This window comes from Enterococcus sp. AMC1157, assembly GCF_058216555.1.
In genome coordinates this window covers 2,042,716-2,055,641 of sequence record NZ_CM177099.1, presented here as the reverse complement: position 1 = coordinate 2,055,641, position 12,926 = coordinate 2,042,716, and the positions used below count along the sequence as shown (strand labels likewise).

General features: G+C 38.4%; 16 protein-coding genes. All 16 read right to left on the bottom strand.

What is annotated here, in order from left to right:
- Positions 1-11: 11 nt before the first annotated feature.
- The 16 genes from AC4BBX_RS09870 to AC4BBX_RS09795 all read right to left on the bottom strand — a co-directional run bounded on the left by AC4BBX_RS09870 (position 12) and on the right by AC4BBX_RS09795 (position 12,926).
- Positions 12-818, bottom strand: coding sequence for a phage tail domain-containing protein (locus AC4BBX_RS09870; RefSeq protein WP_490453686.1), 807 nt, complete (start codon positions 816-818; stop codon positions 12-14).
- The gene (locus AC4BBX_RS09865; RefSeq protein ID WP_490453685.1) at positions 815-3,667 is read right to left on the bottom strand and encodes a phage tail protein; all 2,853 of its coding nucleotides are present in this window, start codon (positions 3,665-3,667) and stop codon (positions 815-817) included. Before AC4BBX_RS09865 ends, AC4BBX_RS09870 begins: the two co-directional genes overlap by 4 nt.
- 219 nt (positions 3,668-3,886) lie before the next feature.
- Positions 3,887-4,267 carry a hypothetical protein gene (locus AC4BBX_RS09860; protein WP_490453684.1) on the bottom strand — a complete coding sequence of 127 codons (381 nt, stop codon included), beginning with the start codon at positions 4,265-4,267 and terminating at the stop codon, positions 3,887-3,889.
- Positions 4,268-4,858 carry a major tail protein gene (locus tag AC4BBX_RS09855; protein WP_490453683.1) on the bottom strand — a complete coding sequence of 197 codons (591 nt, stop codon included), beginning with the start codon at positions 4,856-4,858 and terminating at the stop codon, positions 4,268-4,270. It abuts the gene before it with no gap.
- A gap of 12 nt (positions 4,859-4,870) precedes the next feature.
- On the bottom strand, positions 4,871-5,188 hold the full coding sequence (locus AC4BBX_RS09850) for a hypothetical protein (protein ID WP_490453682.1): 318 nt from the start codon (positions 5,186-5,188) through the stop codon (positions 4,871-4,873).
- Complete coding sequence (locus AC4BBX_RS09845) at positions 5,185-5,535, bottom strand: HK97 gp10 family phage protein (RefSeq protein ID WP_490453681.1); 351 nt, start codon at positions 5,533-5,535, stop codon at positions 5,185-5,187. The genes AC4BBX_RS09850 and AC4BBX_RS09845 overlap by 4 nt, the downstream gene beginning before the upstream one ends.
- A gap of 1 nt (position 5,536) precedes the next feature.
- Entirely contained in the window at positions 5,537-5,848 is a 312-nt protein-coding gene (locus AC4BBX_RS09840) for a phage head closure protein (RefSeq protein WP_490453680.1), read from the bottom strand.
- Positions 5,841-6,134, bottom strand: a complete 294-nt coding sequence (locus AC4BBX_RS09835) for a hypothetical protein (RefSeq protein ID WP_490453679.1) — start codon at positions 6,132-6,134, stop codon at positions 5,841-5,843. The genes AC4BBX_RS09840 and AC4BBX_RS09835 overlap by 8 nt, the downstream gene beginning before the upstream one ends.
- Positions 6,115-6,471 (bottom strand): hypothetical protein, encoded by a 357-nt coding sequence (locus tag AC4BBX_RS09830; RefSeq protein WP_490453678.1) that lies wholly within the window; start codon positions 6,469-6,471, stop codon positions 6,115-6,117. The genes AC4BBX_RS09835 and AC4BBX_RS09830 overlap by 20 nt, the downstream gene beginning before the upstream one ends.
- A gap of 14 nt (positions 6,472-6,485) precedes the next feature.
- Positions 6,486-7,754 carry a phage major capsid protein gene (locus AC4BBX_RS09825; protein WP_490453677.1) on the bottom strand — a complete coding sequence of 423 codons (1,269 nt, stop codon included), beginning with the start codon at positions 7,752-7,754 and terminating at the stop codon, positions 6,486-6,488.
- Complete coding sequence (locus tag AC4BBX_RS09820; RefSeq protein ID WP_490453676.1) at positions 7,745-8,329, bottom strand: HK97 family phage prohead protease; 585 nt, start codon at positions 8,327-8,329, stop codon at positions 7,745-7,747. The genes AC4BBX_RS09825 and AC4BBX_RS09820 overlap by 10 nt, the downstream gene beginning before the upstream one ends.
- Entirely contained in the window at positions 8,319-9,530 is a 1,212-nt protein-coding gene (locus tag AC4BBX_RS09815; RefSeq protein ID WP_490453675.1) for a phage portal protein, read from the bottom strand. Before AC4BBX_RS09815 ends, AC4BBX_RS09820 begins: the two co-directional genes overlap by 11 nt.
- Before the next feature lie 4 nt (positions 9,531-9,534).
- Positions 9,535-11,370, bottom strand: a complete 1,836-nt coding sequence (locus AC4BBX_RS09810; protein ID WP_490453674.1) for a terminase large subunit — start codon at positions 11,368-11,370, stop codon at positions 9,535-9,537.
- A gap of 2 nt (positions 11,371-11,372) precedes the next feature.
- On the bottom strand, positions 11,373-11,735 hold the full coding sequence (locus tag AC4BBX_RS09805; protein ID WP_490453673.1) for a P27 family phage terminase small subunit: 363 nt from the start codon (positions 11,733-11,735) through the stop codon (positions 11,373-11,375).
- A 101-nt stretch (positions 11,736-11,836) separates the two neighbouring features.
- The gene (locus tag AC4BBX_RS09800) at positions 11,837-12,067 is read right to left on the bottom strand and encodes an HNH endonuclease (protein ID WP_490453672.1); all 231 of its coding nucleotides are present in this window, start codon (positions 12,065-12,067) and stop codon (positions 11,837-11,839) included.
- A gap of 223 nt (positions 12,068-12,290) precedes the next feature.
- Positions 12,291-12,926, bottom strand: coding sequence for a hypothetical protein (locus tag AC4BBX_RS09795; protein ID WP_490453671.1), 636 nt, complete (start codon positions 12,924-12,926; stop codon positions 12,291-12,293).

Sequence of the window (12,926 nt, the reverse complement as noted above, 5' to 3'; positions counted from 1 at the left end):
GACACACCACCTTACGTATAAACATTGTAATAATCTAGACTTAGAGTAAAATTCATATTTGTTCCAGAAATACTAATTGCTTTTCTTGGAAAAATTAAAAATTCATCCATATCTAAAATGGTTTCTGTTCCATTAAAATAAGCAACGTACATTTCGGCATCAATTTTTATAGTCTGATTGGAAAAAGTTCCAATATTTACTTCACGATCAGATGACTTGAGCGTGACGTTCTGACCTGATCCATTAATATTAATAATTGGAAATACTGCTTTTCCTTCTAGGTAAGGATAAATTGTTGTATTACCAATTATTTTTCTTTGAACTGCATCTGGACCAGTATTTCCTAATCGATAACTCGAACGAAAATCAACAGCTTGTGATCCCCATAAAACTTCATCGGCTTTTAAATTAGAAAAGCGTCTTGGATCTGTTAAATAAAAATACATTTGAACAATTAAAGTGTGAGTAGTAACTTCAGATTCTCCCACTTCATCCAAACGAGCAAAGAAATGTTTGTCAGGTTCACGTCTTAGCGAAATTTTAATTGTTCTTGGGTAGCCTTCATCATCACTCAACCAATTAATCAGATTGTCTAATTTAATCTCCTTTTGATAATCATCAGTTTCATCTAAAAACAAAGTAAAAGGTATTCGTTTATCACCAATGGATTCTCCAAAGTTCCATGAACCTTTCATTCCAGGAATACTAACAGAATTTCTTTTTATTTCCCCTATTTTTTGTAATTGAGTACCGTAAGAGTGACGAAACCCAAAATCTTCAAATGTAAGAACATCATCTAAAATCGTTGTTCGAATCATGGTTTCACACTCCTATAACCGTTATCCCAAGATTTTTTATTCTTATACTCCTCTTGTGCCATCGCAATTGGTTCTTGCGTAGCATAAGCAAACTCTCTACCATCAATATTCAAAACAACCTCACGACTTGCCAATGCCAATATAGCAGCAATCAATCCTTCATTATCATTCGCTTCAGCAACTGCTTGACGAACGTAATCCATCAAAGTTGAAATTGGTGCAACAGCCTCTTTACCAGCTTCGCCACCAACCATCAAATTATTTCCATTTTGACCAAACACAGTTGGCTTGGTTAAAATTCCACCTTTTGCGAACCATTCCACACCTAACTTAGGCGGACCATTTTTGATCCAGTCTAATGGATTTGCGGAACCTGAGATAGAAAAGTGTGGTAAAGGTATATGTGGCCATTTGAATTGAAAATTAAACAACCCTTTAATTGCTTCAATACCTGTTGCAACAGCTGATCTTGCTCCCTCTATTGCAGATGAAATTGTATTTCTAATCGTTTCCCAAATACCTTCAACAATCCCTATCAATCCATTGAATGTATTGGTTACAATGTTGTTTACGAAATTCACTCCAGTATCTACAATTGACTGAATGGCACCCCACACAGTTGATAAGATTGATTGAATCGTTTCCCAAGCACCTTTCCAGTCACCATTAATAATCTGCATGACTGCTTTTATAATGCCCAGAACTACGTTAATCGCTGTGGTCACAATTACTTGAATAGCTGCCCATACGGCTTGAATCGTCGCTTTGATATTATTCCAGATCATGGTTAAATATGGAGCAAGCACATTCATGATTGCAGTAATCACTGCAGATATTGCATTCCAAATAGTTCTTGCAGTTTGCAGAATCAATCCATTATTTTCATTCCACCAACCAACTAATATTCCCCAGATGCTCATGATAAAATCAACTACTGATTGAACCACAGCTGAGATTGTCGTGTAAATGCTATCCCAAACTGCTTGAATATCAATCCCCATTGCTGCAAAAATTGTGGTAATCCATTCTGAAATAGTTCCCCAGTTCTGAATGACGAGGATCAGTGCGGTGACTCCTGCAGCGATTGCTGCAATAATACCTATCATCGGTAGAATTGTCGTTGTAATCAGTGTACCGATAGAAACACCAGCAACTGCAGCTGCTGCGCCTAATGCAGCGATAACTGGCAGTATTGCTCCAACAATCGCAATTGCGGCAGTAAAAATGGTAATAAATTGTTTAACTGCTGGGCTTAGATTTTTGATCCATTCGATTACTTGTTGCAGTACGGGTATCAGAGACATTGCAATTTCAATAAACATACTTAATGCTTCATCACCAATAGCAGCCATAAATTCATCAGTAACAGAGGTGATATTTCCCATCACATTCTCATAGCCGTCCATCTCTCGTGCAGCTTGTCCAGTTTGTTCACTCATTTTTTGCATATTCTCAATATATTCTAATCGAACAGCTTGTTTGGTTGCCTCATCTAAATCTTTCCACTTACCTGCTTGTTCACCTGTCGCATTGGCAATATCCTCTTGAGCTTCTTTTAATTTCAACATTTTATCTCTTGCTTCAAGAGAACCTGTCCCATATTTATTAGCTGCTTTTGTGTAAGCAACTTGTGCTTTTTCTACTGCAATCATTTGCTTTTCAGTGGCTTCTTTGGCACCTTCAGTTGCAGGAATCAAATCATTAGCAATTGCAAACGCAGCCATTTGAGAGTCATTGGCAAAAATTCCTACAGATTCACCAGCTTCATAGTTTCCTTTCAAGAAACTAGATAAAGATCCACTAGCATCTTCATAAGATTTATCCCAAAATGCAGCAGCATCGGCAGATGATCTTACAGCTCTTTCCGCCATTCCTAATGCCTCTTCAGTGTCATATCCTAACCCCTTGAACATTGAAGTTGTTTGTGCTAAACCTGGTTTAATTCGGTTAGGAACCATTCCCAGCTCATTACCTAAAGATTCCGCAGTTTTCTGCGCTTGACTTTCAATTTCTCCAAAAACTTGTTCAAATGCTGCTTCACTGGCTCTCATTTCAGCAGCGGCTTCAATTCCAGCCTGACCAATTTCAATAATTTTATCGGAAGCGGCAGCAGCTTTATCGGCAACGTCCATCATCATTTGGGATCCAGCAATTTCAGTTAACTTGCCGACTTTTTCAGTCGCTTCTAAAGAAGAATCACCCATTTTTTCAATTTCCATGCGAACATTCTCAACAGAATTTCCATCATCGATACTATCGAGTGTTTTCTTCAATTGACCAATATCTGCATCATTTCCTAAACTGGCACGACCAATTTTATTTAAGGCAACTTCCATATCATCGGCACTTGCAGTACCATTTTTGATTGCATCCGTTAGTCTGCTACCCAAGATGTCCCGAAAATCATCAACCGATGTTCCAGTTGCTTCAAAGAGCGTTCCTAATCGTTTCGTGTTTTCACCTAATCGATCTTGTGAAGTCTCGACATTTTCCAATTGACCTTTGTAGCCTTTTAAAGCTCCTTCAGTTGCCTCGATTTCACGCATGAAACCTCGATACTGTTCTTCACCGATTTCTCCTTTTTCAAACTGAGCTTGAACTTGATCTTGTGCATCACGTAATCCCTTCAATTTTTCAGAGGTAACTTCAATCTGCTTAGAAAGTAGCTTTTGTTTCTGTGCCACCAATTCAGTATTACCTGGATTCAACTTCAGCAATCGCTCAACGTCTTTCAATTCCTTGGTAACACTCATTGATTCCTTAGTGACTGATGATAAGGCTTTTTGCAAACCTTTTGTTTCGCCATCAATCTCAATTGTGATTCCTTTAATTCTTCCACCAGCTGCCATCTGCTCTACTCACCTCCTAAAAATTATCAAAATCGCTTTGTGTTGCATTTCTTGTTTTTTCATTCTCTGGACGTTTGGCATCAACCCACTCTTGAATAAAGTCCAAGCACATTCCAATATCCATAACTTCCATTTCTTCAAACGAAATGCCAATTTCCTTGCAAACATAAAGAAACGACTCCACAGTGAATATCTCATCGCTGGAAGTCGCTTCATCATCTACTTTTTTTTTGACTGAATACTGCTTGATAGTAAATCAGTGATCTGTGGGAAAATTTCTTTGATTGGAAATTCATCAAATTGATCCAGCCAATCTAATGGATCTGGAATCGAATGATCAGCCGACTTGGCTAGAACCCAAACAAAATTATAGAATACTTCAAAATCTAAATGATCAAGAGCTTCCCACGAAATCTTGCTGAGATCAATACCATCTTCTTTGACATCTTCTGCAGTTCCTTCTTGACCAGCGAACAACTTAGCTAATTTTAGTAGCTCGCTGAAGAAATCACGTTTGAATTGTGCTTTGTAACGTAACGGAGTAGCAGCTGTTGATTTCAACTGAATTGATTGACTATCAATAATAATTGTCTTTTCCATCTACGCTCCTCCTGGTGCTGATCCTGGCGTGAATACTTCTTTATACCAGTCATCATAGGTTGCTGCTGGAGTAGTTGGTGTCGTTTTATTTTTAACATAACGTTTCCCATTGAATACAGTCGGTTTTGCTTTGAATCCTAATTCACTGGTACTTGGATCTGAACTCTGGGTCTTAGTACTTGATGAAACAGTTGGTCGGCTTGCTTTACAATTGTAAACTACATGACGTACTGCTTTTTGATCTCCATCGAACTCAAACATCAAAGCAAAAGCTTTTGGTTTTGCATCGGCCACTTCAGCAAGAGTGCCACTTTCTTCATCAAATTCTTCACCTAAACAATCTTCAGCAAAGTCTTGTGGAATTAAAGCAATGTTTAATGTTCCATTATAGCCTTGATTGTTATCAGCAGAATAATACATCTCATCATCTGCATAGAACTCTGTGGCATCGCCATTTGGTTCCAGAGATAACTCTACAGATCCTTTTAAAGGTTTTGGTGTCGTAAATGTAAGCACACCAGCTGCTTCTGTAATCACTGCATAGTGAGCATTTCTTAGACCAAATGTTACTTTATTTGTTTCTTCCGACATTCTTTCTACCTCCTAAATTTTAAACTCGTAAAGCACTTCATACATTCCTTCTGTTTCAAGATTTCCCTCAAATATCTGATAAGGAATACATAAGTCTTTCAATAAATTTTCTATTTTTTCTTCCTGATTAAAATCTTTTGTTTCTGTATATAGTTCCAGTGACATTTGATTTCCTGAAACGTAGTTCTGATTGTCTGCAAAAAAATCATCTGATTGATCACGATAAAAGAGAATGTAAGGAAGATTCGGTTCCTCACCTTCTCCCCACTGACGATAAGCTAAAGGCAACCCTAATGTTTGCAGATGTTGTTCTAATTCAACAATGGTCATTTTTTGATCGCCCTTTCTACACGTTTTTCATACTCTTTTATCATTTTTTCTTCGACTGGTTGAATATGCGGACGTGCAGCCACACGGCCACCGCCACGCTTGGCATGTCCTTTTTCAAGTAAATGAGTTAGTTGATAAGCTGTGGCATTGTGAACCACATAAGCTGATCCTTGTTTTTTCTTACGCCACCCACGAGCATACTTCCCTTTTCGGATAGGACTAGTTGAACGCAAATCACTTACACCTTCATCGGTGATATCTTTTTTTGCCTCTTCTAGCTCCTCTTCAACGTCTGAAGTGTATTGCCCAAGAATTGTTGCCAGCTCTTTTGATAAATCAATATTCATGCTATCGCCCTACCTTCTTTTGACAGGAAAGCTCCAATTCGTTGAAAGCAATTGGATAAGTTTTAACAATTCGATATCGAATGCCTTCAAATTCTAGCTCTACTTGACCACCATACTCAAAAGCATGGATCACAAATGCTTTACTTATTTCAATCCCATTTTGCCCGGCTCGGTAAAATTCAGCCGAATGCACAGGTGTTTGTTTGGCCATAACGGTATCTTTATCATCACCATCTGATGTTCGTACACCAGCTGATCCTGATTTGAATTTCTTTTTGATCAAAGTCACTTCATAATCCCAAGTTTCATTCATCAGCCGTCACTCCTTGCACGATTCGATTACGCATCCGGTACTGAATATTTCTCGGCATTGCCGATTCTCCTCGGCTACGATACTGCCAAGAAGAATAATCGACAATCAACATGATCAGGTCCGCATCTTTTTCTAGTCCTTCAGCATTCGGCTTAATCCCTTTACTGGTGAATTCTGAAAAAGTTGCTTCCATCGTTTTTTTAAGTAGCCCGTCACGGCTATTTGAAGAAATACCAAGATTAGCTTTTAGCAGTGGTAACAATAGATCAATCTGTTGTTGCTGCATCGCCTTCAGCTACTTTCTTTCTTGTTGCTTTTTTTACAGGTGGTTTAGTAACTTCTTGCTTTTCTTTTTCGTTATCAATCAATTGCTGTGCCACATTTTGGACTTCAGCAGCTACTTCCGTTTGTGTATCTTCAATTCCAAGTGGTGATAAATCCACCTGTTCCTCAACAACACGCAAAAGCGGCTTAGCCAATTTATTTTCCTCTGATGCCAAAACTTTTGCTCTTTCCACATCAACTGGACCTTTATGAGGGTAATTGTCCCCGGGTCTATATACACGCCCCTCATCTTCTAAATCCTTGAATGCTTCCACAACTACAAATCTAACTTGTTTCATGTGAATTCTCCTTTCTATGCCCCTTCAGTATTGTCTTCAACAATTTCGATCAGAACAAATGATTCTTTGCGAACTGGTTTACCATCATAGCGACCAACACCTTTGAACACTGTTTGATCTTCAATGAATTTGACATCTTTTGAAGATTCCAAACGAACAGCTGCACGTTCCGCTAAAAGATATTGCTTGAAGTCTCCTGCCAACAAGTGCTTATTTGGCATATGTGCTGAAAGAACTGCACGAACCCCAACTACATTTGGCTGATTAACATTACCAGTCACTGTTTTACCATCGGAAGTAGAAGTGATCATTTGCGTTAAAATATGTCCGTAATACGTTACACGGTTCATCACGTAAATGACTTCTCCACCAGTACCGTCCGTATCAACAATCCCTAAATGAGAAATGATATCTTTAAGAGATCCATCTGATTCCACTTTATGTGCTACATCTAATTGAGGGATAATTCCATCTGGTTGTTTATTCGCTGCACCAGTACCAAGTAAAATTGCTTTATCCAAAGATTTGGCAATCGCTTTGGCAATGCGGTCTTCAGTAAAGTTCGCTAAAGCAATCAATGAATCTTCAATTGTTGAATTTGGAATCGGCACAAAACCGCCTAGTGAGAAACCATCCACATCTACTGGTTCAAAACTATCTGATAGTTCATTCAATGCACCAGTCATCTCAGTCCAAATAGCTTCCGGAATCGCCCCATCAATGACCACACGTCCTTTACCAGGTAGCGGTAAATACTCCACTTCGTTGACTAATACACTGTAATCACCAATTTTATTGGTAATACGATCAACAATGATTGTAGGAATTGTAGAATCAGTGCCAGTCAGTCCACGTTTTTCTTTAATAGCATTCGCTAGTCCTTCATAAAAGCTACGAACTTCCTTGACTTCCAATGATTCTCGAATAGACATCGGCACTACTTGCGCTCTTGTTTGTACTTGTTTTCCCATACCTCTCTCTTCTCCTCCTGCAGATCCAGCACCAGCTGGTTCCTTGTCTTCTAATTCTTGTAATTCTTTTTCTAAAGCATCGATTTCTTCCTGAAGAGTTTTTTCCTCTTCTTTCTTATCAGTAATTTCCTGTTCTAATTCCTGAATGGATTCTTCAACAACATCCGTTTCTTCATTTGTTTCAGCCTCATCTAAAGCCGTTTCTAACTGCTGCTCTCGTGTTTCGAAACCTTGAAAGGCTGCACGAATCGCCTTCATCATTTCTGCTTTTTGGCGTAATTTTTTTTGAATCAATAATTGTCTTAATGCCATTTTTTCATTCGCTCCTTCAAATTATTTTTCTTGGCTTGTAATCGCCGTTTAGTCATTTTAGTAACATCCGCTTTCCTTGCTTCAATCTCGGTTTGAGGATAAGCAGGAAAAGTAACAATCGACACTTCCAGGGTATCTGCTTCTTTCACAATAAATTTGACCGTGCCATCATCACGATTGATCAATTCCTCATCGATGGGATCAAATCCAAACGAACAGCCAGAAATATCACCACGTTTGACACGTTGATAAATATTCATCGCTTCAGTATCATCTTGATTGATCATGACCTTGCCATACAAACCACGCTCATCAACAGTTAGTGCCAATGTGCCTGCAGCAGATCGACCAAGAACGATTGCTGAATCGTGATCAAAGAGGCAACGAATATCGTTGTCTGCCAAACTATTATCAAAGGCTCCAGGAGCAATTTCTTCAAACATCCCCTGCCACAATTCCGTTTCTTGATTGAAAACAGCAAAATAGCCCTCAATCATGGGGGCTTGTGTTTGATCCTCTTCAGTTTGACTTCTCACTTTTAACTCTGATGGAAAATACATGTGTCTAGTCTTCATTTCCACTACCACCTCCATTCAATTTACTTTGATTCCCGAGTTGGGAAACAGGAATATAATTTTCCAAAGCAATCAATTCGTCTAATTCCGGAATTGGATCGAACCCTAAGAAACTTCTCGCTTCATTTCCTGTTATTTTTCCAGCATTGGCATAATTCAAAGCTAGATTACCTATCGTATTAATATCGTACTGGTACAAGCTTTTTTGATTAAATTGAAAGTACAAATCATCTTCAATGATTAGATCTCGTGTTAACGTCTGCTGAATAATCTGAGCTACGCTTAGGATCGTGGTATCAATGAAATGGTTATGAGCTTTCTGATTAAATTCACCAATTCCCAATAAATAAGGTGGCACACCAATAATAGCCGCCACCGTCTTTTTGTCTAATTCAACTGATTCATTAATCGCCAGGTCTTTTAATGACAATGGTTTGATTTGCTCAATCTTGATAAATTCATCCGGAATCACCCAGGGTTTTCCGGCTTCAGCTTCACCAAGATATTTGGAAACTAATGCATCTCGACTATTTTCATCGCTTAGCTCATCTACATCAGCATCAACTGAAACAACAATACTTGGGCGATACTTGCTGCCCATGAATCCTTTTTTTGTTTTAGCCGCTTGTTTCAGATTGTCCACAATATCCTTTAACGGAACACGAAAGCCAGTTCCTAGCCAAGGCTTATCCTCATCGGGATTCATGACAAAATGTATGACTTCATCAGGACTATACATTTTTGATTGGTAATCAATTTTGTAATCTAATCCATTAACGACAAAGCGAACTTTGTTGGCAGATAGTGGCTGCAATTCTTGAAGTTCACCATTTCGGAAAATAGGATAAACAACCGCATTCCCATCGCCACCAAGATACATCGTTCTCACGATCCATTTGATAAAGTTTTTTCGAGTCATCCGTGTATTGGGATTGATATCTACTTTTCTAGCAAGTTTATTATTTTTGACTCGAACATCACCTTTATCCGTATTACGCATTAGATAAATGGTCATATTCGAAACCATATCTGCAATTTTATCAACTGCAGTTTGAACTTCCGGGTTATCTGACAATCTAGTATAGCCTGCAATTGCTAAATCATCAGCAGAGGCATCAAACCAGTAAGCAATTTGTTCACCCATCGTCTTTTTCGGTTCAGATCTAATTTTGTTACTATTTTTGTTTTTCTTTTTACTCAATTTATCAGCCCCTTTCACTACCATAGAAACGATCTGCAGCAGCTTGTTTATCATCATTTTCCAACATTCGGCAGCAAGAGAACACAGAAGCATCGAACAAATCGATTCTCATGTTTGGTCCTACTTTTTCATATTGGACCATATCATCTAGCTTCTCTACTGCTTTGATATTAGCTACACAGTATTCATACGCTCGATTATGCAAGTAATAGAATTCGCCATTTTTCACTTTCACTTCTATCCGGCGGAATCCTTCATTTTTATTGATGTAATTTTGCGGTTGGTCCACAATTTTGAATTTTTCTTTTTTCATCATTGCTTGAAATTCCTTCGCAAACCGTCTATCAAAGCCAATTTGTTTGATATTGAATCCAAGATCACGCATGGCCATAAACCACTTCACGACATCATCATAATGAACGGTTGGTGTATTGCTTAAGGTCAACCAACCTTCCTGATCCCACTCTCCAAGTGGGATATCATCTTTTTCTGCTTTTTCAAGCATCAAAGGACGTGGAAAGAAAGCGTGAGTGATTGCTACATCAACAAAAATCTTTTCTTTTTTGCCTGTTTCTTCGTTGATTCGAACTTGTGGAACTTTCGCATAGAGTGCAGAAGTGGTTAAATCGGCAAGCTTGGATAAATCCGCTCCCCCATACCACTTGATTCCTTTCATTTTCAGTAAATCTTCAATAGTCCAATCGTAAAAGCTATCCGACCACTTGAACTCATCAATATCAAACCAGGCATCCATCGAATTGGTAAAGACATTCATAGTTTTATTTAGAAACTCATTTCGTAATTGTGGATCACTCATCGCCTGCTGTGCATCTTGGATCAGCTCATCGATCGTCACTGTTTGATTGGCTGAAGGTGTCACCATTTCCAAAACATACGGATCATCTAAAGTCGTTGGCTTGCGGTCTTTTCCAAGAATATTGCCCTTTTCATCCTGATTGGCTTTACAAATAAAAATAAAGTAACGATCCCATGCTTCATCATGAACCGTCCCATCTAAAACTTTTCTTAGAACACGTAATCTATTAGCAAGGAATCCATTAGGCACATCGCCTGCAGTGGAAATCCCTAATAACAAACTATTTCGATAAGCCTTTTGAGCATTTTTCATCAAAATGTATTTCTTTGCAGCTGCACGTCTCCATGCATGCAATTCATCTAAAATCAAGATGTTACAGTTTAATGAATCTAATTTATCAGGGTTATCAGCCAAGGCTTGAATATGGAAGGATCCACCTACACCCCAATCAAAAGAAATGGAATGTTCCTGGTTATTATCACGAATTCGCATTTGATTCTGCTTTGCCATTGGTTTGACATTACCCACCATAAAGCTAAATGCCTCTTTGGTTTGCTGAAGAGAACTTGCTAGAATATACGCTTTGGATCCCGACATTCTTTCCATAATTCCAAGTGTCCAAGTAAAGGCAGCCATGAACGACGTTTTCCCTTGCTTCCTCGGAATAAAAATCAAAGACTCATTAAATCTTCGAATATCAGATCCCGGCAGAAAAAATCCTAAGAGATTGACAATCACGAAAATTTGCCAGGGCAATAAAATAAGAGGCTTCCCTTTTAACGGATGCCCCTTTAAGTCTTCACCTTGTACATGTTTAATCGTTCCTTGAATCATACTTATAGCAAAATCAAATTGATTCTGTCTAAAATCCCATTTATCCGATTGCAGATCATTTAAAAATCGCTGGCACCCCATAATTTCTTCATCGCAAGCTACTTTGATTCCAGAAACAACATCTTCAGCATATTTTACTGCAATCTTGAAGTTTTCCGAATCTATCCTAGCCAACGAATTTCTAGCCATTTTTAAGCTCCATTTTTGCTAAGGAAATCAAGCAGAGGATTTTCCGAATTGTCTTCTTTATTTTTTAAAAGATCATTGGCCATCGTTTTGGGGTTCAACATGAGGCGGTCAGAAAGTGCCATGATGTCTTTCCTCAATGTATTAATTTGATCCATAATTGGGTTCTTTTTGACAGAACTTTCACCTGAAATGATATAGGTTCGATAACACTGTTCTTCCCATTCTTTGTCTAAAAGATAGTACTGTCTTAGGGTACGAGCATACATCTTAATTAATCGATTAAAGCTGACGTCATGCGTTCCCATACGCTTCATGTGCCTGGTAACCATCTGTTGAATCGACTCTTCAGTTGGAATGTTTTTCATAACATTTTCTCACCGCCTTTTTCCAGAAAAAAAATTCTGAGAGTTCAGCGCACTTGGAAAAACCTCCCCATCTCGGTTCCCCGTGACTCAAAAAATTAATTTCACAAGGTGGGGGGATGCTTCTTTTGCCATCGCTCGAACTCTTCTTTTCTTCTTTCCTGCCAATATTTTCCTTTTTCAGTTAACGAATCATCTTTGCGGTTATGGAAGGTGTTATGCCTCTTAAACGTCACTGGCAGTATGTTCCAAGGTTCATAAGCTAACTCTGGATACTCTGACAAAGGGAATACATGATGCCCCATCTCAGCTTCTACACGCCTTCCAAATCTCAACGATTCCTGACACAAGTAGTCGTTATCCCGAAAAGATTTCTTTCTAGCTTTTCGCCATTTGGGTGTTTTATAAAATGGATCCACAGTCTTAATTTTTCACACCTCCAAAAATAACAAACTCCTCATCTCAAATCGAGATCAGGAGAAAGATTGAATTCGCTATACCAATTTCACAATATCATTATAGCGCATTAGACCTTTTAATTTTTTCTCAATTTTTTCGCTACTGAAAAAGAACAGCCTCGTAACCGAAAATATAGCTTGCCATGTCCTTAATCGCCTTAGTTGTGTCAGTGTAAACTTTCGTCTGACTCACATTAAAATAATCCATGCATTCCTTGACAGATAAGCGTTTCTCGTCAATATATCTTTTTTTCATGATAGCAAATCGAATCCGTTCCTCTTCCGTTCCACGTAAAGATTCTGCTTCACAAGCTGCTAAGGCTCCTTCAATACGGCGAACCATTTTGAACGTTTTGGCATGTTGTTGCTCCAATTTTTCCAAAGTCAATGCTTCCGATGCCAGGAACGTCCCTTCATCTTGATACTTCTCAAATTCAAATTCTTTGACCATTTCTTTACACTTACGATAATGCTTGATCAGAAGTTCAGTGTTTTTGATGATTCGCTTTTGTTGCTTTCCCTGCTGCAGAACACGGACCTTTTCTTGCTTCTGAATTCCTTTATCAATACCCTTCTCAATTTTTTTATCTAGATCTGTGGCTAATTTTCTAAATGCTTCAGAAGCGAGGTATGCAGTTGTTTCTTTCACAGCTTCAGTTGCAGCAATCGTTGCAATCACTTTTGTACGATCCGTTGGTAATCTAAATTTTCTTTGCTTCATTTTTTTGTTAGTCAT